Origin of the sequence: Ruminococcus sp. OA3 (assembly GCF_022440845.1) — a bacterium.
GTDB lineage: Bacteria > Bacillota > Clostridia > Lachnospirales > Lachnospiraceae > Ruminococcus_G.
The window spans coordinates 572965-592943 of sequence record NZ_JAKNTO010000001.1 but is presented as its reverse complement, the minus strand read 5'-3'; the positions used below and the strand labels follow the sequence as shown (position 1 = coordinate 592943).

The 19979-nt window shown below is 46.5% G+C and carries 17 protein-coding genes and 1 riboswitch; of the genes, 13 read left to right on the top strand and 4 right to left on the bottom strand.

Annotated features, from left to right (window positions below; translation table 11 throughout):
• The first annotated feature begins 27 nt into the window (after positions 1-27).
• The 5 genes from MCG98_RS02800 (at position 28) to MCG98_RS02780 (ending at position 5978) form a co-directional block, all read left to right on the top strand.
• A complete protein-coding gene (locus tag MCG98_RS02800) occupies positions 28-1083 on the top strand; it encodes a sugar ABC transporter substrate-binding protein (protein ID WP_240300336.1) in 1056 nt (351 codons plus the stop codon).
• Between the two features lie 40 nt (positions 1084-1123).
• Positions 1124-2386, top strand: coding sequence for a uroporphyrinogen decarboxylase family protein (locus MCG98_RS02795; RefSeq protein ID WP_240288959.1), 1263 nt, complete (start codon positions 1124-1126; stop codon positions 2384-2386).
• A 107-nt stretch (positions 2387-2493) separates the two neighbouring features.
• Positions 2494-3453 carry an ABC transporter permease gene (locus tag MCG98_RS02790; RefSeq protein WP_240288958.1) on the top strand — a complete coding sequence of 320 codons (960 nt, stop codon included), beginning with the start codon at positions 2494-2496 and terminating at the stop codon, positions 3451-3453.
• Positions 3454-4428, top strand: coding sequence for an ABC transporter permease (locus MCG98_RS02785; protein WP_240288957.1), 975 nt, complete (start codon positions 3454-3456; stop codon positions 4426-4428).
• A gap of 35 nt (positions 4429-4463) precedes the next feature.
• On the top strand, positions 4464-5978 hold the full coding sequence (locus tag MCG98_RS02780; protein WP_240288956.1) for a sugar ABC transporter ATP-binding protein: 1515 nt from the start codon (positions 4464-4466) through the stop codon (positions 5976-5978).
• Positions 5979-6040: 62 nt separating this feature from the next.
• On the opposite strand, the gene MCG98_RS02775 is transcribed toward MCG98_RS02780, so the two are convergent.
• On the bottom strand, positions 6041-6670 hold the full coding sequence (locus tag MCG98_RS02775) for a VanZ family protein (RefSeq protein WP_240288955.1): 630 nt from the start codon (positions 6668-6670) through the stop codon (positions 6041-6043).
• 194 nt (positions 6671-6864) lie between these two features.
• Here MCG98_RS02775 and MCG98_RS02770 point away from each other — a divergent pair, with 194 nt between their 5' ends.
• A complete protein-coding gene (locus MCG98_RS02770) occupies positions 6865-7374 on the top strand; it encodes a shikimate kinase (protein WP_240288954.1) in 510 nt (169 codons plus the stop codon).
• Between the two features lie 125 nt (positions 7375-7499).
• The gene (locus MCG98_RS02765) at positions 7500-8792 is read left to right on the top strand and encodes a UDP-N-acetylglucosamine 1-carboxyvinyltransferase (RefSeq protein ID WP_240288953.1); all 1293 of its coding nucleotides are present in this window, start codon (positions 7500-7502) and stop codon (positions 8790-8792) included.
• 327 nt (positions 8793-9119) lie between these two features.
• On the opposite strand, the gene MCG98_RS02760 is transcribed toward MCG98_RS02765, so the two are convergent.
• Entirely contained in the window at positions 9120-11711 is a 2592-nt protein-coding gene (locus MCG98_RS02760; RefSeq protein WP_240288952.1) for a YfhO family protein, read from the bottom strand.
• Positions 11698-12675 carry a glycosyltransferase family 2 protein gene (locus MCG98_RS02755; RefSeq protein ID WP_240288951.1) on the bottom strand — a complete coding sequence of 326 codons (978 nt, stop codon included), beginning with the start codon at positions 12673-12675 and terminating at the stop codon, positions 11698-11700. Before MCG98_RS02755 ends, MCG98_RS02760 begins: the two co-directional genes overlap by 14 nt.
• Before the next feature lie 148 nt (positions 12676-12823).
• Here MCG98_RS02755 and MCG98_RS02750 point away from each other — a divergent pair, with 148 nt between their 5' ends.
• On the top strand, positions 12824-13855 hold the full coding sequence (locus tag MCG98_RS02750; protein WP_240300335.1) for a type II CAAX endopeptidase family protein: 1032 nt from the start codon (positions 12824-12826) through the stop codon (positions 13853-13855).
• A 43-nt stretch (positions 13856-13898) separates the two neighbouring features.
• Here MCG98_RS02750 and MCG98_RS02745 read toward each other — a convergent pair whose 3' ends face one another.
• On the bottom strand, positions 13899-14771 hold the full coding sequence (locus MCG98_RS02745; protein ID WP_240300334.1) for an AraC family transcriptional regulator: 873 nt from the start codon (positions 14769-14771) through the stop codon (positions 13899-13901).
• Between the two features lie 311 nt (positions 14772-15082).
• Positions 15083-15182, top strand: a riboswitch (SAM riboswitch).
• Positions 15183-15375: 193 nt separating this feature from the next.
• Between MCG98_RS02745 and metK the strand changes: the two genes are divergently transcribed.
• The 5 genes from metK (at position 15376) to MCG98_RS02720 (ending at position 19979) form a co-directional block, all read left to right on the top strand.
• Positions 15376-16563, top strand: coding sequence for a methionine adenosyltransferase (gene metK / locus MCG98_RS02740; protein ID WP_240300333.1), 1188 nt, complete (start codon positions 15376-15378; stop codon positions 16561-16563).
• A 184-nt stretch (positions 16564-16747) separates the two neighbouring features.
• On the top strand, positions 16748-17167 hold the full coding sequence (locus MCG98_RS02735; RefSeq protein ID WP_240300332.1) for a hypothetical protein: 420 nt from the start codon (positions 16748-16750) through the stop codon (positions 17165-17167).
• 21 nt (positions 17168-17188) lie between these two features.
• Positions 17189-18679 carry a HAMP domain-containing sensor histidine kinase gene (locus tag MCG98_RS02730; protein WP_240300331.1) on the top strand — a complete coding sequence of 497 codons (1491 nt, stop codon included), beginning with the start codon at positions 17189-17191 and terminating at the stop codon, positions 18677-18679.
• Entirely contained in the window at positions 18672-19361 is a 690-nt protein-coding gene (locus tag MCG98_RS02725; protein ID WP_028529604.1) for a response regulator transcription factor, read from the top strand. The genes MCG98_RS02730 and MCG98_RS02725 overlap by 8 nt, the downstream gene beginning before the upstream one ends.
• Before the next feature lie 21 nt (positions 19362-19382).
• A complete protein-coding gene (locus tag MCG98_RS02720; protein WP_240300330.1) occupies positions 19383-19979 on the top strand; it encodes a guanylate kinase in 597 nt (198 codons plus the stop codon).

The window sequence follows — 19979 nt, the reverse complement described above, 5'->3', positions numbered from 1 at the left end:
AATCATCAGAAAAGACGGAGGAAAAAAATGAGGAAAAAATTATTGGCAATACTTTGTACAGCAGTTATTACAGCTATGGTGATTACCGGATGCGGCGGAGGTTCCAGCGACAAACAGGCAGCAGCTCCGGCAGGAGATACGGCAGCTTCCAAAGAAGAATCACAGGACGGCAGTACCGGTGAACAGCAGCCGGAATCAAACGGATCTTATAAGATAGGCATGGTAGTAAATTATGCAGGACAGGACCCATACCAGACATCTTATTATGACACTATGGTAGCATACGCCAAGGAAAAAGGTGTGGATCTTCAGATTCTCGATCCTAAAGGAGATGCAACTACACAGGCCAACCAGGTGCAGGATCTGATCAACATGAAATGTGACAGTATTATCATCTGGCCGGTCAACAGTGAAGCAGCCGTGGCATCAGCAAGGGCTGCCAACAAAGCAGGTATCCCATGCATGTCAGCGAATACAAGAATTGCAGAATCGGGGGACGAATTTATTAAATGCCATGTTGGCCCTTCCTGTATTGAGGAAAGTAAGCAGACTGCACAGGAAATGGTAAAACAGATTGGTGAAGATGCCAAAATTGTGGAGATAGCAGGGCCTGCAGGGTACTCTGCCGCACTGGAACGTTCTCAGGGGCTGGAAGAGGGCATAGAAGGAACAAACATTCAGATCCTGGACAGCCAGACGGGGGAAGGAAACCGTGAAAAGTGCCAGCAGATTGCAGAAAATTACCTGATTAAATATGGAAAAGGTGAGCTCGATGCCATCTATGTATATGATGATAATGGAGCTTACGGTGCATGGAACGCTGTTGAGGCAGCCGGAAGACAGGATGATGTGAAAGTATATGCAGGAGCCTCCGGAAGCTTTGGAACCCTTGATTATGTAAAAGACGGAAAGATTGCGGCTACCGTTATGCAGTCCCCGTATTTTGATGCAGAGACCGCACTGGATATGGCGATCAGGCTGGCAGACGGTGAGGAACCGGAGAACTTTGATAACAGCATTGAGACACCGTTGGCGACGGCAGATACAGCAGATTCCCTGAAGGGAACAATGGAAGCGTGGTAAAGCTTGCATTCACTATAAAATTTAGCGGAGGATTTAAAATATGATGACACACAGAGAACGGGTACAGACAACTTTAAATCACAGACAGCCGGATAAAGTGGCGGTTGATTTTGGCGGAATCAATGATTCCACAATGCATGTAAGCTGTATTGAAGGACTGAGAGAGTATTATGGACTGGAAAAACGTCCGGTTACCGTTGTGGATGTTTACATTATGGCGGGTATGATTGAAGAGGACCTGGCAGATGTCATGGGGGTTGATACCGCATCTGCATTTCCCAAAGGGACGATGTTTGGATTTCCAAGGGATAAAGTAAAAGAGTGGATTAACCCCGATGGGCAGACGATCCTGGTGCCGGAAGGGTTCAATCCACAGCCGGATGGTAAAGGCGGATATTATATTCATCCTCAGGGCGACTTGAGTATTCCGGCTTCCGGACATATGCCTGCAAAATCAGTCTACTTTGATGCTATTATCCGTCAGGAACCATTTGACGATGATGACCTGGATCCGCAGGACAATCTGGAGGAATGGACATTACTGGATGATGACAACCTGCAGTATATCAAAGAGCAGGCAGAAGCCGGCTGCCGTCAAAACCGATCAGTAATTCTGGCAGCACCGGGTATGGGACTCGGTGATGCGGCAGATATTCCGGGCGTAGGGCTGAAACACCCAAAAGGAATTCGTAATTATACAGACTGGTACATGTCCCCGCTTTTAAGAGAGGACTTTGTAAAAGAGCTGTTTGACAGGCAGATGGATATTGCGATTGAGAACCTGCGCCGGGTGAATGAAGTATGCGGAGATATGATAGATGTGGCATTTACCTGCGCTGCAGATCTTTCCCATCAGCACAGTCTGTTCGTATCCCCGGATGTATTCCGTGAAGTTTATATGCCGTATTATAAAAAGGCGAATAACTGGATACACGAAAATACGAACTGGAAGATCTTAAAACATAATTGTGGTGCTGTACGGCCGCTGATACCGCTGCTTATCGAGGCTGGATTTGACGCTTTGAATCCAGTGCAGACCTCAGCGGACGGAATGGACCCGCAGGAGCTGAAAAATGAGTTCGGCAAAGATATCACGTTCTGGGGAGGTGGTGTGGATACACAGAAAGTACTGCCTTTTGGCACACCGGAAGAGGTTCGCGAACAGGTGCTCAGAAGATGCGAGATTTTTGCAAAAGACGGTGGATTTGTGTTTAATGCTGTACATATCATTCAGGCAAATACGCCGGTGGAAAATATTGTGGCGATGTTAGACGCAGTGAAAGAATTTAACGGAGAGAAATAATTTTATTTTGTTCCAGTGCAGAGAGACCGATTTGAGAGGGCGTCTGGCCCTTGTGTAAACGATCGGTCTTTCTGCTATAAAAAACTATTAGAGGGAGGTTATGTGTAATGGAGTCTCAAAGCAACAAGAATTTTTTGACCACTCTGAAAAAGCAGGGTATAGTGTTTGCGATGATACTGGTCTATGTGGTATTTGCGGTAATATCCAAACAGTTTCGTACGCCAGACAACTTTGTTCTGATTTTCAGGCAGGTGGCCACCATCGCCGTAATGGGTGCAGGTATGACATTCGTCATCATCGGAGGGAACTTCGACCTGTCCGTCGGCTCCCTGCTGTCACTGTGCAGCGTCATCTGTATTGACCTGCATGACAAGATCGGGCCGGTCCCGGCGATCCTTGTGACGCTGGTAGTCGGTATGGCATCCGGTGTGATCAGCGGATATCTGTGCGGGTATCTCAGGCTGAATTCCATGATCGTTACCCTGGGTATGATGAACGTACTGCAGGCGCTGGCGATGATGTATACGAACGGCCAGTTTGTGCAGATGGCAGACAGCAACGCGTGGTTTACGAAGATCGGAAAGGGAAGTATCGGCCCGGTCCCGATTTCCACCATCATCATGGCGCTGTTTATCATCATCATGGGAATCGTGCTGACCAAGACCGTATACGGGCATCATGTGATGTCGGTGGGAGGAAATGATGAAGCGTGCCGTTACAGTGGAATCAACGATAAGCTGGTGATCCTGAAGACGTTTGTACTGTCGGGCCTTGCGACGGCAGTGGGTGCGATCATGCTGTGTTCGCGGGGTGCGGCGGCGCAGGCTACGATCGGTGAAACTTATGAATTTGATGTTATCTCAGGAGTCATCCTTGGAGGTGCATCCTTAAGCGGAGGAAGCGGAAGTGTCTATAAGACTTTCGTGGGAGTGATGATCCTTGGTATCCTGAAAAACGGATTCGTGATCGTGGGTCTGCCTTATTACCTGCAGTGGGTGGCACAGTGTGTAGTAATTCTGATAGCGGTATATATGGATATCATGACAAAAAGAAAGAAGGGTGTGTAAATGAGCTGGGGAAACATTAAAAAATTTCTGTCTAAGAACACGATCATACCAATCTGGATTGTATTTTTCGTATTTGCAGTCATCTTCGTGCCTGGATTCCTGAACGTGAACAACCTGTTCAACGTCTTTAACCAGAACGCCATGAAGGGTATTATGGCGATAGGTATGACATTTGTAATCATCAACAGCTACTTTGATATGTCAACGTGTACGTTGGTAGCATTGGCAGCATCCCTTGCCTGCGGCCTGGAAGGGAGCATCGGAATGATCCCCGGAATCATCGTGGCATTGCTGGTAGGGTGCCTGGTAGGTGCCATCAACGGATTCCTGGTAGCATATGCAAGAATCAACGCATTCGTCGTTACCCTGGCGATGATGCTTGGGTGCCGGGGATTCGGATACATATACCATGCGGAGCAGTCCCTGATCCCGAACCATACGGATGCAGGGTGGGCATTCATTGATTTCGGAGCGGGAAAGATCGGGCCGTTATCGTATATCAGCATTATCTTCATCGTACTGCTGCTTCTGGCGCACTATGTGCTGAAATATACGACACATGGGCGAAATACCTATGCGATAGGAGGAAACGAGAACTCTGCGTTTAATGCAGGAATCAATTATAAACGGACAACGTTTATCAACTTTGTGATCTGCGGTTTTACAGGAGCACTGGGAGGAATCCTGTATGCAGCGTTTGCAGGATCCTCGACCCCGACGCTGGGATGGCCGGATATGCACATGCTGGTAATTGCGGGCGTTGTACTGGGCGGATGTAAGCTGACAGGGGGAGTAGGAAACATCTGGTATACCTTAGGAGGTATCATGCTGCTGGGAGTGATCAACAATATGATGAACCTTCTGAACGTACAGACATACGTGAACCGTCTGGTGACGGGCCTGATCATGATCGGGGTCCTGTACCTGGATAAGGTCATGATGCATAAGAAAACCAAAAAAGCGAACCTTGAGTAACGTTAAATTTGAATGTAAAACCGGAGGAAATGTAAATGAGCAATGAATATGTTCTTGAAATGAAAGATATCAGTAAAACTTTTCCCGGTGTTAAGGCATTGGATCATGCTCATTTGAATCTGAAATACGGCGAGGTACTGGCACTGTGCGGAGAGAACGGTGCGGGAAAGTCAACACTGATGAAAGTGCTTTCCGGAGTATACCACGCTGATGAGGGTTCGGGTGAGATCATTTACCAGGGGAAACCTGTTCGCTACAATAGTCCTATTGAGGCGAAGAATGATGGTGTTGTCTTAATTTTCCAGGAATTATCCTTAGTAATGGATTTAACCGTAGCAGAGAACCTGTATCTGGGCAGCCTGCCGAAAAAAGGCGGCAGGATTGACTGGAAGAAGATGAATGCGGATGCACAGAAGGTTCTGGATGAACTGGAGTGCCCGGCAAAACCGACGGACACGATCTCAGCACTGCCGATCGCACAGCAGCAGATGGTGGAGATCGCCCGTGGAATCGCCCTGGGTGCAAAGATCCTCGTGCTGGATGAGCCGACGTCTTCCCTGACAGAAAAAGAAAAGAATTCTCTGTTTAAGATTGTCAACAAACTGAAAACCCAGGGTGTTGGTATGGTATATATCAGCCACAAGATGGATGAGATTTTCGAGATCAGCGACCGCGTGCTGGTGATGAGGGATGGAAAACCGACCGGTGAATTTGTGACCAAAGACATCGAGCTGGACGACATCGTAAACAGTATGATCGGCCGTTCCCTTGACAATTACTACTATAAATGTAAGTGGAACCCGAAGGAAGAAGTGCTGCGGGTAGAAAACCTGTCCCTGAAGGGATATTTTAAGGATATTTCCTTTAACGTTCATGCCGGGGAGGTTGTGGGATTCTACGGCCTGGTAGGAGCGGGGCGTACAGAGATCATGGAGACGATCTTCGGTATCCGCAAGGCGGATTCGGGAAAGATCTACCTGGAAGGCAAGGAGCAGAAGATCCGGTCCAGTGTGGATGCGGTAAAGGCAAAGATCGGGTTTGTTACGGAGAACCGTAAGGAACAGGGCCTGGTGCTGGAGCAGTCGTGCCGTGACAACATGGCGCTGGCGAAACTGCCGATGATCTCAAAAGCCGGTTTTGTGGATATGAAGGCGTCGTATGAGATTTATAAGGAATACCATGATAAACTGCAGATCAGTTCTCCGAGTCCTGAGCAGCCGGTTGGAAATCTTTCCGGTGGTAATCAGCAGAAAGTTGTCCTTGGAAAATGGATGACAATCGGACCGAAACTGTTGATTCTGGATGAGCCGACGCGTGGTATTGATGTAGGGTCGAAATCAGAGATATACAGACTGATCGCAGAGCTGGCGGAGAAAGAAGGGCTGGCGGTCATCATCATTTCCTCGGAGATGCCGGAGGTCATGGGAATCAGCAACCGGGTACTGACAATCGCACAGGGTAATCTGACAGGAGAACTCGTGGGTGATGAGATCACAGAGGAAACACTGATGAGAGCAATTCTTATCACGGATTCCACGCAACAGGCATAGGGCAGCTGAGAGAGGGTCTGAATTACAGCCGGTAATCCGGATCCTCTGCATCTGTACTGCCTTTATGCCCATAACAGATTATATACAAAACCATACTGAAGCGGAATAATAAAATAATTCAGCAGAAGACATCCTGCGATGCAGACCAGCCACCCGTGTTTTTCCCAAAATCGGCAGTTTCCACTGCAAAAATGTGACAGGAAGACAGGAAAAATTTTCTGAAGCATCCCCCAGATCAGATATCCAGCCGCTGCACCGAGTGTATTCATCATAAGATCGTCAATATCGACAGCGCGGAAAGTAAAAAGCTGAAGCAGCTCAATAGCCAGAGACAGACTGAGACCGGTCAGCAGCGTCCGTAAAAGGGATTTGAATTTCTGCCATAAAAGCGGCAAAAAGAAACCCACGGGCAGAAAAAGAAGCACATTCATGCCATACTGGAACATACCTTCCGGAAAATCAACAAAGGGCACCAGATTGATTCCTGCATCTCCCCACCGCATGTCATAGAAGCTGGGGAGTCCCGTGATATCGAAAATAAGAATCAGGATGGCAGAAAATAAAGTGACAGTTAAAATATGGACACCTTTTACGGTACACTTAAAAATGCGCATAACAAAATAACATAACATACCTGTTAAGATAATAACAGGTGTCGTACATGATAATTCCATCAGCAGATACGAAAGCATTGTCTGACCTCCTGCGGGTTAAGAATACGTTTATTCTACCGCTGATATCTTAATTTTATATTTGTATTTTCTTAAATCTTAATAAAAATCCCCGGTTCTTTGTTACGAATGTCCAGAACGTACATTCATGTTGAAAGAATTTTTCAATTATGCTAAACTATAGACGTATTTAGCATGCAAAAGGCTAGGGGAACATGAAAAAAGAAAAGAACAATCTTGTATTAATCGGAATGCCGGGTGTTGGAAAAAGCACAATAGGCGTGATTCTGGCAAAGGAAATCGGATATCAGTTTCTGGATGCTGATCTTTTGATCCAGCAGCAGGAAAACCGTCTGCTGAAGGAAATCATCGCAGAAGAAGGGACAGACGGGTTCATTTTGATTGAAAACAGAGTCAATGCGTCCATTGATGCGTATCGCACCGTAATTGCTACAGGAGGGAGTGTAGTATACGGAAAAGAGGCGATGGAACACCTCCGGGAAATCGGAACAATTATTTATTTACGGCTTTCCTATGCATCTTTGAAGAGGCGTCTGCATAACCTAAGAGGTAGAGGGGTAGTGCAGAAAGAAGGACAAACTCTTTGGGATATTTATGAGGAGCGCACGGTGTTGTATGAGCAATATGCAGATTTGATTGTTGATGAAGAAAATAAAGGAATTGAGGAGACGCTGCAGGTGATTCTCGATACATTAATTTTATAAAAATTTTAATTTTTTTTTACAAAACAATTGAATTATTATAACATATGCGGTATGCTAATTAATACATTGATTGGTTGTATGGGCAGTCTCAGGGCTGCAGATACAAGAAAAATCCGAGGTGGAATATGGAACAATATATAATAAGAGGTGGCAATCCGCTGGTTGGAGAGGTAGAAATCGGTGGAGCAAAAAATGCAGCGCTCGCTATTTTGGCTGCGGCAATTATGACGGATGAAACAGTGCGTATCGATAATCTTCCGGATGTCAGAGACATTAATGTTTTGCTGGAAGCGATTGAAAGAATCGGGGCAACAGTTGAACGTGTTGACCGCCATACGGTGACCATCAACGGAGCTACAATTGGCGATATCAGTGTTGATTACGAATATATTAAAAAAATTCGTGCGTCCTACTATCTGTTAGGCGCACTGCTTGGCAAATACAAGAAAGCGGAAGTACCGCTTCCCGGCGGCTGCAATATCGGAAGCCGTCCGATTGACCAGCACTTAAAAGGGTTCCGTGCGCTCGGCGCATCTGTTGATATCCTGCACGGTGCGATCGTGGCGAGAGCCAATGAATTAAACGGAAATCATATCTTCCTGGATATGGTATCGGTAGGCGCAACGATAAATATCATGATGGCTGCTTCCATGGCAAAAGGAAGGACCATAATCGAAAACGCCGCCAGAGAACCGCATGTTGTTGACGTTGCCAATTTCCTGAACAGTATGGGAGCTAATATTAAAGGTGCGGGTACGGATGTCATTCGTATCAAAGGTGTGGACAAACTGCACGCCAGCGATTATTCTATTGTCCCGGATATGATCGAAGCGGGAACCTATATGATGGCAGCGGCGGCTACCAAGGGAGATATTCTGCTTAAAAATGTGATACCGAAGCATCTTGAGGCGACGACAGCGAAGCTGGAGGAGATCGGATGTGAGGTGGAAGAGTTTGACGATACCATTCGTGTGATCGCTTCCCGGCGTCTCAGAAGAACGCATGTGAAAACACTGCCTTATCCTGGATTTCCGACGGATATGCAGCCGCAGATGGCGGTTGTACTTGCGCTCGCAGACGGGACAAGTATTGTAACCGAAAGTATTTTCGAGAACCGATTTAAATATGCTGATGAGCTTGCGCGTATGGGAGCAGATGTCAAAGTGGAAGGAAATACTGCGATTATAGACGGTGTGGACCGCCTTACGGGTGCCAGAGTAAGTGCACCGGATCTTCGTGCGGGAGCAGCACTTGTAATAGCCGGACTGGCGGCTGACGGCATCACAACGGTAGATGATATCATGTATATTCAGCGCGGCTATGAGGATTTTGAAGGAAAACTCAGAGGGCTTGGCGCAGATATTGACCGTGTGTTCAGCGAAAAGGAAATTCAGAAATTCAAACTTCGGATCGGATAAAAAAGAAATAAAAGTACCGGATACATAAGGCCTGCGGCTGCAGGTTTTATGTATCCGGTTTTTTATTAGATTAGTATTGTCCGGCTTTAAATTCCGATGTATCCGAAAGTGCAGTGAGCTTATAATCCCTTACGCCGTAACCGGTTAGCTTTTTAAAAAGGCGCCCCATCCAGTACAGTGCTCTGCACTCGGGATGGATCCGCAGAGACTGAAAGATGAATACGGTAAAGATATTACTTTCTGGGGCGGCGGTTATATATTTAATTCTATTCATATCGTTCAATGCGGTACACCGGTGGAAAATATTGTTGCAATGATTGATGCAGTTCATGAATTTAACGGTGACCGGCGCTGACGCACACAGAAGATGCAGAGCAGAATTCCTGTGAAAGTGCAGAACCAGCCGGCTGTTTTTCCCGGGGCGCGGTAACGGATCTCAATCTGATGTTCACCCTGCGCAAGCGGGAATCCCAGGAATGCAGTGTTGACTTTCTGCGGCTGGACGGTCTGTCCGTCAACAGTGATTTTAAAATTACGGTCATATGGGACAGAGCTGATAAACCAGCCGCTTTGTTCTGCAGTGACAGTACCCGTCATCACATCACCTCCGCTTTGGGCTTCGTCGATTTGAAATGGCTGGCTGTAAAGGCTGTTGTCGTTCAGGACATCTGAGCTGACAGAGCAGGCGTGCATATCAGTGATCCGGTAATCTCCCTTTTTGAATGTGACAGGAAGGGAGGTTTTGCCGTTTCCAATCCCGAGTACATAGGTAAAAGTGGTATTACTGTTATAATAATCGTGATTTACACTTGTAAGCTTGTTGTTGACTGTGCCGATTTTGATGGAGATATCCTTTTCGGGATTCAGGTTTTCTATCTGAAACTGCAGAAACAGCAGATCCCCCGATTTTGTTCCATCCGGAAGCTGGACATCGATCCTGGCTTTCTTAGCGGCGTGAATCTCGTACCCTGAGTCGGTGGCCTGAATATCCAGGACGGAGTCCTTCTGTTTCGGAAGAACGAACTGTGTGGCGCTGACATCAATTTTTTTCTGAGCGGACTTTCCTGACGCCGGGATATTGGAATCCGGGACAACAGATGCCTGAGAAAATATGAGCTGACTGTGAGGAAAGCTTAAATTTTCGTAATCCTGGTCTGAGATCAGACGGTCAGTGACATAACCGATGGGAGCTGTATTTCTATTTTCCCAGACAGATATGCCGTTTTCAGTGCTCCGTTTTTGATAATCGAACTGTGCATCCTCACTCAGGATATATTTTACTCCCATCAGCCGTCGAAACAGGGGATTCTGGGATACGCCCTGCATGAGATAGTTGCGATAAGGCTGTTCCAGATCAAATGTTTCCTCACGGAATGTTCTGTAATACGGGTTGCAGGCTGAAGAATACAGAGAGGAGATCTTCTGACCGTCAGCATGCACCCTGTTAAAGTTTGCAGAATTTTCTGTGTGCGTTCCGCTCTGTTCCAGACGAAATCCGGACAGATCATCGCCGATGGAGGAAATCGTATCAGAAATATCGGAACTGGTAAGTTCCTCATAAAATTCACGTGATACGGCCATATCTGCGGCACCGTGATAGATCATGCAGTAACTGAACAGAAAGCCGCATGACAGGAGTACCGGAAGAGGTGCGGTCAGTTTATTCAGATAGAGACAGGGACAAATCGCTGCAAGCAGAACGGCTGCGTCGATAAGGATAAACTTCCAGTAATTCTGGTATTGCTCCTGATGTCTGCTGATAAACAATAAAAAAATGACGAACAGATATGGCAGCAGGTACAGCATTTTTGCCCGGAAAGAGCCGTTGGCTTTGACCTGATATACCTTCTTCATATAATATGCAATAACATAGCATAGAAGCGGGAGAAAGGGAATAAACACCTTATCCTTTTCATACAGTCCGCCGTTCAGCAGATATCCTGCGGCAGGGATTATGAAAAGGGCGATCAGTCCCCAGATTAAAATCCGCTCGCCTGCCCTCTTCCAGAACGCTCCTGTTATCAGAACTGTCACGACAAGTGAAGTCAGCCCCAGTCCATAGGGGCTGTACAGAAGGCGCATGATTTTCAGTTCCGGTATCAGCAGCTGTGCGGCGGAGACGGTCTGCGAAGACGGTCTGCTGCTCCCGAAAATCGCGGCTGCTGAAGGTATCAGCAAAATGCCGGCCATGCATACTGCGGCTATCAGGGGGCACAGAAGCCTGGTAATACTCTGTATCCACAGGGAAGCAGTGAGCGGTGCTTTGTTTTCCTGAAGAAAGCGGTGCAGTCCATATAAAAATAGAGCACCCATACCGCCTATTGAAAAGTAGAAGCTCGTCATGATCATCAGAAATACAGCCACGATCAGCAATCCGGACCTGCGCCGGTCGACCAAGCGGTCTGTTCCCAGAAAACCAAGACACAGAAATGGCATGTAATTTATGAACATCCACTGATTATAAGAGTGATAAATCATGGGAGCTGCCAGCAGGAACAACAGTGAGCAGCTAAAGCTGATCCAGACCGAAAAACCCCGTTTTACCAGCCAGGTATAAAACAGGTAAACAGAAGCTGCAAGCCCGAGAACACTGACGGCCATGATGTAATCTGCCATCTTCACGAATGGAAGCATATACGACATCAGGATCAGCGGGCTGAACAAACCGTAATAAGAAAAATTATAGATGTTCTGCCCTCCGCCGATGTCCGGAGCAAAATTTGGAAAAAGCTGCCCTGTCTTATAGAACAGCTGCCGGAAATAATCCGGCAGTACGCTGTGCTGGCTGATCCAGTCTACTTTGGAACCGAAAATGCCGTTACTCAGCACGCAGGCACAGCCAAGAATCAGGACGGATGCTAGCAGAACACCGCACATAATGTGCTTGTTTCTGCTAAAAGTATCGTCATGCTGCTTCATAAGGGTTCCCTCCGGCGTTCTGGCATTCAACTGCTTTTTCGCTGGATTCCTTTAAAATAAAAATTGGCCTGTGTTTACATTCCAAATATGTTTTGGCGAGGTATTGTCCCACAATACCTGTACAAAACAGCTGAATCCCGCTGACAAAAAATATCAGGCAGGCAAGTGACGGCCAACCGCCGACCGGGTCGCCGAACAATAGTGTTTTTATTATGATAATGATGATCATCAGGAATGCAAGGCCGCAGAACGCAACACCGGCAAACGATGCCAGCGACAGCGGTGCAACAGAAAAACCGGTGATTCCCTCCAGTGAATAACAGAACAGTTTTTTTAAAGACCACTTGGTCTCGCCTGCTGCCCGTTCGATATTCGGATACTCCAGCCATTTGGTGCGAAACCCAACCCACTCAAAGATTCCCTTGGAAAAACGGTTATATTCGCTCATTGAGACAACGGCTTTTGCCATACCGGACTTCATCAAACGGTAGTCTCTGGCGCCGTTTACGATTTCAGTCCTGGAAATACGGTTGATGAACCGGTAGAATTCCCTGGATAAAAACGAACGGACCACGGGCTCTCCGTCGCGGTTGGAACGCTTCGTAGCGACACTGTCGTAGTCTTCGGTTTTCAAAATCTGATACATTTTCGGCAGCAGCGACGGGGGATCCTGAAGATCTGCGTCCATAACTGCAACATAATCTCCTGAAACATTGGAAAGACCAGCATAGATAGCGGCCTCTTTTCCAAAATTTCTGGAAAATGAAAAGTATTTGCAGCGCTTGTCCTTTTGATTCAGTTCTTTTAAAACCGGAAGAGTACGGTCGCTGGAACCGTCATCGATAAACAGCAGCTCAAAACTGCATGAGTCCATCTGACCCATTACTTTCTCCATTGCCTCGAAATATGCCGGGAGTACCTCCTCCTCATTAAAACATGGTATGACAATTGATATCTTATCCATATACTCACCTCTCTAACGGCAGTATACAGGAAGAATCTTAAGATTTTCTTTTCTTTCCTTAAATAAATGATAAAAATTTACCGGGTATATCGTTCTGCACACGAATGATATGTTATAATAAAACATAATCTGCTTTGATGGGAGGAATATGATGCAGGAGGATTTGGGATTGCGGGAAATGCCGGTTGTGACGAGACAGGACAGGAAATACTTTTCTAAGATTGGAATAGCATTTTTTATAGGGACATTACTGATTGTTGCAATACAGGGAGTGTCTGTCGTGCTGATCAGCTGGTGGAAACCAGAATGGCTGGGGAACAATACGGGTTCCCTGCTGGTGAGTTCGCTGCCGATGTATCTGGTTGCGATGCCTCTGATGATTTTAATCATAACCCGTGTGAAGCCACAAAAAGTGATAACTCAGCGGCAGATGTCGGCGGGGCAGATGACAGTGGCTTTTATCATGTCTTATGCGATTCTATATGTGAGTAATCTGGCGGGGACATTCATAACTGCGATCATCGGTTTTTTAAAAGGGTCCGGGGTGAGCAATGTTATGGCGGATGCCGTGGTCGGTACAAACCGCTGGGTTATTTTTGTGCTAATGGTACTCTGTGCACCTGTTTACGAAGAATTTATATTCCGTAAGCTTTTGATTGACCGGACAGCAGTATACGGGGAAGGCGTGGCTGTTTTGATCTCGGGATTGATGTTCGGACTGTTTCACGGTAATCTGAATCAGTTTGCCTACGCATTCCTGCTGGGAATCTTCTTTGCTTTCATCTATGTAAAAACCGGGAGAATCCGGTATACGGTCATACTGCATATGCTGATTAATTTCCTGGGAAGCGTGGTCGCAACCTGGGTGATGGAAGCCTTTGATGTTGGCGAGATGGAAAAGGCAGTGGAGTTATATCAGAACAGCCCGGCAGAGGGAATGGCCGCAATGCAGTCTGTATTGCCGGGAATTGCCCTGGCAGGGGGATATGTGCTGTTGATATTTGGGATTGTGATAGCCGGAATTGTACTGTTGATCGTTTTTCGCAGAAAATTCAGACTTATGCCCGGAGAAGTGACGATACCGAAAGGAAAACGATTTAAAACGATTGTGGTAAATTTGGGAATGCTGTTGTTCTGTGGCTTCTGGCTGGTGCAGATGATCCTGCAGCTTGTGATGTGAGGATGGGGCGGCAATAATACCGCCCCTGTAAATCAGCCTTTCGCTATTTCCTTTTAACAGGTATCCAGATTTCGCTGTAATAGTTCTCATCCTGTGTACCGTCTGCAAAATCTGTGCAGTCGCTGTACATTTCAATATTATACCCTGCAGCGATTTCATAATCTTTGCAGTTTGGCAGCCATTCTGAAAAGATTTTTTTATTTACATCCTGCAGGGAAACGGGCATTGGTCCTTTACAGGCAAAGACGGCCCATGTGTGCCTGGGAATGATCTTTGTGGCAAGACCCTCAGGTGTCTCTGCCGACGGATCATAGTTATCTGCGATCAGGTATTCGAATTCATTGCCTTCCATGCTTTCGTCAATACTCACCCCATACATACCGCAGATGCCATAATTCCCGCCTATAGTGTCCGCGTCGGCTTGATAGTGCTTAGTCCAAAATTTCGGTATCTCTTCAGCCGCACTGTCGTACTTGAATATTCCCGATACCCCCACAACAGTAAAAGAGTCTTTTTCAACAATCTTGTAATCCATAATATAACCGCCTTCCAGTGAAAATTTAATTTTTAGAGGGGCGAACATTTTAATCATTGCCCCGTCTCTTCGCACAGCAGTAGGTGTAACGCCATGGAAACGTGAGAACGCTTTCGTGAAACTGTCCGGGGAATCGTAACCATATTTAAGCGCAATGTCTATGATTTTTGCATCAGTGGAGACAAGCTCACTGCCGGCAAGGGTAAGCCTGCGCCGTCTGATGTATTCTCCAACCGTAAAATCACAAAGTATGGCAAAACCTTTCTGAAAATAAAACGGTGATACCAATGTCTGCTTCGCGATCTCATCAATGGTAAGTTCAGCAGTGATATTTTTCTCGATATAGCTGACAGCTTTGCCGATGTCCTCTACCCAGCCCATAACTGTTACCTCCCTGTCTGTGATTTCATCTTACAATGTTTATCTTAACTTCACCCGACTTTTTGTGTTATCTTTTGTCCGGGAACAGATTAACGGACCGGGGGCACTGTCTCTGTCCTTTAGCATCTGACAGCTGGGATCATTGCCCTTTCGGTTCTTTAAGTAAGTATAGGATTGTCCATGTGTAAAATCAAGTTTCAGGAGCAAGAAGGTAAAAAATACGTAAATGGGATATTTTGTATGGGCAGAGTACTTGACGCCTTATAAAAAAAGCGTTATAGTACGTAGGTATAAATAAAATATTTGCTTTTCTCTTATTCAGAGTGATGGAGATACAAAGGATCTGTGAAGTCACGGCAACCCCCGCAGTGGAAGGTGCCAACCTGAGCGAGTAATTTCGAACAATAAGGGGATTTGATGAAAATGATTAAGTCCGCCTGAATTAGGTGGACTTTCTTTATGATACAGGCAACTGTGTTTCCTGTATCATAAAAAACGCTCCGCAGGATACACACTTCGCGCCAAGGCAATGTGATTGCTGAAACAACCGCGTTCCGGCATGGGAGCTTTAGCAGAAAAGCAAAACGACAAAGGAGAATGAAGCATGGAAAAATTGTTATTTACATCCGAGTCTGTAACGGAAGGACATCCGGATAAAATGTGTGACCAGATATCAGATGCCATTCTGGACGAACTGTTAAAACAGGATCCGATGAGCCGCGTGGCATGCGAGACATGTACGACTACAGGTATGGTTCTGGTAATGGGTGAGATTACGACGTCTGCGTATGTTGATATTCAGAAAATTGTTCGTGATACAGTCAGAGAGATCGGTTATACACGAGGAAAATTTGGGTTTGATGCCGATACCTGTGGTGTGATCACCGCGATCGATGAGCAGTCGACGGATATTGCCATGGGTGTGGATAAAGCACTGGAGGCAAAAGAAAATACGATGTCTGATGCCGAGATTGAAGCAATCGGAGCCGGAGATCAGGGAATGATGTTTGGCTACGCGACAAATGAGACGGAAGAGTACATGCCGTATCCGATCGCACTCGCCCATAAACTGGCGCTGCAGCTCTCGAAAGTTCGTAAGGACGGAACACTTTCTTATCTGAGACCTGACGGAAAAACACAGGTCAGTGTTGAGTATGATGAAGCCGGAAAGCCAGTCCGTCTGGATGCAGTTGTGTGTTCCACACAGCATGATCCGGATGTGGCTCAGGAGCAGATCCATGAAGATATTAAAAAGTATGTGTTTAATCCGATCATTCCCGCCGATATGGTAGATGAAGATACGAAGTATTTCATCAATCCGACAGGAAGATTTGTAATTGGGGGTCCGCATGGGGACAGCGGACTGACAGGACGTAAGATCATCGTGGATACGTACGGCGGATATGCGCGTCACGGCGGCGGTGCTTTTTCCGGAAAGGACTGTACGAAGGTAGACCGTTCCGCAGCGTACGCAGCAAGATATGTTGCCAAGAACATTGTGGCTGCCGGACTGGCGGATAAATGTGAGATACAGCTCTCCTATGCGATCGGTGTAGCTCATCCTACGTCTGTCATGGTGGACACAGACGGGACAGGCAAAATCTCTGACGGTAAACTGGTGGAGATCATCCGTGAGAACTTTGACCTGAGGCCTGCCGGCATCATTAAAATGCTGGATCTTCGCCGCCCGATCTATAAGCAGACAGCCGCATACGGACATTTCGGGCGCAATGACCTGGATCTTCCGTGGGAGAGACTGGATAAAGTGGACGAGCTGAAAAAATACCTGTAAAATATTCGATAACTGAGATTTAAGCCGCCGCTGCCATGCGGCGGCTGTTTTCATAAAATGTTTAGAAAGGTTTTCTTTTGTTAAACCACAACTGTGTGCTATAATGAACGCATAGCGACGAACGCGCAGACTGACAGGAGAAGACCGTCTGCTTGCAGACGAGTCAGCTCATGGCAGGGTGCATGTGAGTGCAACGAACACCGAGGGAGCGAAAGCTGCCGAGGTTGCGTTCGGAGCGGAAAGGTTGCGCAGACTGACAGGAGAAGACCGTCTGCTTGCAGACGAGTCAGCTCATGGCAGGGTGCATGTGAGTGCAACGAACACCGAGGGAGCGAAAGCTGCCGAGGTTGCGTTCGGAGCGGAAAGGTTGCGCAGACTGACAGGAGAAGACCGTCTGCTTGCAGACGAGTCGGCTCATGGCAGGGTGCATGTGAGTGCAACGAACACCGAGGGAGCGAAAGCTGCCGAGGTTGCGTTCGGAGCGGAAAGGTTGCGCAGACTGACAGGAGGAGACCGTCTGCTTGCAGACGAGTCAGCTCATGGCAGGGTGCATGTGAGTGCAACGAACACCGAGGGAGCGAAAGCTGCCGAGGTTGCGTGCTGACTGTTGGAAAGAGAGAAACAAATGAAACTCAAGACAAGAATTATCATAACCTTTTTTGTTATAGTTCTGGTCCCGCTGACGCTGACCGGAATTTCTTTTTATGGTTTCGCACAGTATCAGATAAAGACGATTCAGGAAGAATATGGAATAGACGTTTCCTATGAGAATCTGTCAAACAGTACCATGATGCTCAGCAAGATCACCCAGGATACGTTTGCGATGGTTCAGGAAAAGACACAGAAGGATCCAGGGGTCTTTGAACAGAGTAATTATCTGAACACGCTGAATTCCCGGCTCGGAAATATGTATTCCTTTCTCCTGGTCAGAAAAGATGATGCCGTTTATTACTGCGGTACAGATGATGATACAGAGGAATTGTTTGAACTGCTTCCGGAGTACGGTGATGCCAGAGCCGGCTCTGACAGCGGTGTTTATATAGGCGGCAATGTGCAGGCGCTGGTTAAGCAGGCAGACTTTTTATTTGCAGACAGGTCTAAGGGAAGTGCATTTATCGTCACGAAGGCAGATTCGTTTATGCCGCAGATGAAGGTTTTGCTCGTCGAGATGGCTGTGGTTATCATGATCGTACTGATCATCACCAGCCTTTGCCTGAGTCTCTGGATATACAGGGGAGTCATTGGCCCCTTAAATCAGCTGAAAAAGGCTGCTGTCAATATCAAAGAAGGAAACCTTGATTTTACCGTTGAGGGAAACGGCGTGGATGAGATCAATGCATTGTGTGAAGATTTTGAAGAGATGCGAAAACGCCTGAAAGATTCGGCAGAGGAAAAGGTTGTATTTGATCAGGAAAATAAAGAACTTATCAGTAATATTTCACATGATCTGAAGACTCCTATTACGGCCATTAAGGGTTATGTGGAGGGCATCATGGATGGTGTTGCAGACACACCTGAAAAAATGGATAAATATATCCGAACCATTTATACGAAGGCAAACGAGATGGACCGCCTGATCAATGAACTGACATTTTACTCGAAAATTGATACGAACAGGATTCCCTATACGTTCAGTAAGATCAACATCAGAGACTACTTCGATGACTGCATTGAGGATATCAGCCTGGAACTGGAATCAGAAAATGTTGAACTGGAATATCAGAATTGTCTGGAACGGGAAGTCGCTGTCATAGCAGATGCTGAACAGATTAAACGCGTGATCAACAATATTATAAGCAATTCACTGAAGTATATGAACAAGGAATACAAAAAAATTTCCTTCCGCCTCAGAGATGTGGGAGACTTTGTGCAGTTCGAGATTGAGGACAACGGAAGGGGAATTTCAACAAAAGATCTGACGAATATTTTTGACAGATTTTACCGGACGGATGCGTCGCGCAATTCGTCCAAAGGAGGAAGCGGAATCGGACTTTCTATTGTGAGAAAGATTCTGGAGGATCACGGGGGCAAAGTGTGGGCAACCAGCCAGCTTGGCACAGGAACAACAATGTATTTTGTACTTAGAAAATTTCAGGAGGTACCGGCAGATGAGTAAAATATTGATTGTGGAAGATGAAGAGGCGATTGCAGATCTGGAGAAAGATTATCTGGAACTCAGCGGATTTGAGGTGGAGATTGAGCACCAGGGAGATATCGGGCTGAAACGTGCGCTGGAGGAGGACTTCGATCTGTTTATCCTGGATCTGATGCTTCCGGAGGTAGACGGCTTTGAGATCTGCCGGAGAATACGGGATAAAAAGAATACGCCTATCATTATGGTATCGGCGAAGAAAGACGATATTGATAAGATACGGGGACTTGGACTCGGAGCCGATGATTATATGACGAAGCCCTTCAGCCCGAGTGAGCTTGTTGCACGTGTCAAGGCACATCTGGCCCGCTATGAGCGTCTGATCGGGAGCGGGGTTCCGGAGAATGATATCATCGAGATCAGAGGAATCAAGATTGACAAGACAGCCCGAAGGGTCTGGGTGAACGGGGAAGAGAAAAATTTTACCACGAAAGAGTTTGACCTGCTGACTTTTCTTGCACAGAATCCAAACCATGTATTTACGAAGGATGAGCTGTTCAGTAAAATCTGGGACATGGAATCTATCGGCGATATTGCCACGGTTACCGTGCATATTAAGAAAATCAGGGAAAAAATAGAATTCAATACCGCTAAGCCTCAGTATATTGAGACCATCTGGGGTGTGGGGTACAGATTTAAAGTGTAAAGACCGATAACGAGGGGGAATATGGGAAAGATATTTTATATCATGGGAAAAAGCGCTTCGGGAAAGGACAGTATCTATGAATATCTGCTTGCCAGGGGAGATCTTGGCCTGAAGCGTATCATCCTGTATACAACGCGGCCCATACGGGATGGAGAGGAGCCGGGCAGGGAATACTACTTTGTAGATGACGGACAATATCAGCAGATTGAACGGGAAGGCAGGATCATCGAATCCCGTTCTTATTATACTGTGCATGGGGTCTGGACATATTTTACTGTGGACGACGGACAGATCGACTTGTCGAGACATCATTATCTTGGAATCGGAACGCTTGAATCATATGAAAGAATAAAGCATTATTACGGGGCGGAGAAAATCTGTCCGATTTATGTGGAAGTGGAGGACGGCGAACGCCTGCAGCGTGCGCTGATTCGGGAACGGAAGCAGAAAGAACCGAAATATGCGGAGATGTGCAGGCGTTTTGTAGCTGACTGCGAAGATTTCAGTGAGGAAAAAATAAAGGCGGCTGGAATTGGCAGAAGGTTTATCAATGATGATCGACAGACATGTCTTGCAGAGATTGAAAAGTACTTGAAAGATATGTTATACTGTTCGTGA

What these genes read in the sequence shown, in the direction of transcription:
- MCG98_RS02800 (WP_240300336.1), top strand. Translation starts at nt 28, where the DNA reads ATGAGGAAAAAATTATTGGCAATACTTTGTACAGCAGTTATTACAGCT.
- MCG98_RS02795 (WP_240288959.1), top strand. Translation starts at nt 1,124, where the DNA reads ATGATGACACACAGAGAACGGGTACAGACAACTTTAAATCACAGACAG.
- MCG98_RS02790 (WP_240288958.1), top strand. Translation starts at nt 2,494, where the DNA reads ATGGAGTCTCAAAGCAACAAGAATTTTTTGACCACTCTGAAAAAGCAG.
- MCG98_RS02785 (WP_240288957.1), top strand. Translation starts at nt 3,454, where the DNA reads ATGAGCTGGGGAAACATTAAAAAATTTCTGTCTAAGAACACGATCATA.
- MCG98_RS02780 (WP_240288956.1), top strand. Translation starts at nt 4,464, where the DNA reads ATGAGCAATGAATATGTTCTTGAAATGAAAGATATCAGTAAAACTTTT.
- MCG98_RS02775 (WP_240288955.1), bottom strand. Translation starts at nt 6,670, where the DNA reads ATGCTTTCGTATCTGCTGATGGAATTATCATGTACGACACCTGTTATT.
- MCG98_RS02770 (WP_240288954.1), top strand. Translation starts at nt 6,865, where the DNA reads ATGAAAAAAGAAAAGAACAATCTTGTATTAATCGGAATGCCGGGTGTT.
- MCG98_RS02765 (WP_240288953.1), top strand. Translation starts at nt 7,500, where the DNA reads ATGGAACAATATATAATAAGAGGTGGCAATCCGCTGGTTGGAGAGGTA.
- MCG98_RS02760 (WP_240288952.1), bottom strand. Translation starts at nt 11,711, where the DNA reads ATGAAGCAGCATGACGATACTTTTAGCAGAAACAAGCACATTATGTGC.
- MCG98_RS02755 (WP_240288951.1), bottom strand. Translation starts at nt 12,675, where the DNA reads ATGGATAAGATATCAATTGTCATACCATGTTTTAATGAGGAGGAGGTA.
- MCG98_RS02750 (WP_240300335.1), top strand. Translation starts at nt 12,824, where the DNA reads ATGATGCAGGAGGATTTGGGATTGCGGGAAATGCCGGTTGTGACGAGA.
- MCG98_RS02745 (WP_240300334.1), bottom strand. Translation starts at nt 14,771, where the DNA reads ATGGGCTGGGTAGAGGACATCGGCAAAGCTGTCAGCTATATCGAGAAA.
- metK (WP_240300333.1), top strand. Translation starts at nt 15,376, where the DNA reads ATGGAAAAATTGTTATTTACATCCGAGTCTGTAACGGAAGGACATCCG.
- MCG98_RS02730 (WP_240300331.1), top strand. Translation starts at nt 17,189, where the DNA reads ATGAAACTCAAGACAAGAATTATCATAACCTTTTTTGTTATAGTTCTG.
- MCG98_RS02725 (WP_028529604.1), top strand. Translation starts at nt 18,672, where the DNA reads ATGAGTAAAATATTGATTGTGGAAGATGAAGAGGCGATTGCAGATCTG.
- MCG98_RS02720 (WP_240300330.1), top strand. Translation starts at nt 19,383, where the DNA reads ATGGGAAAGATATTTTATATCATGGGAAAAAGCGCTTCGGGAAAGGAC.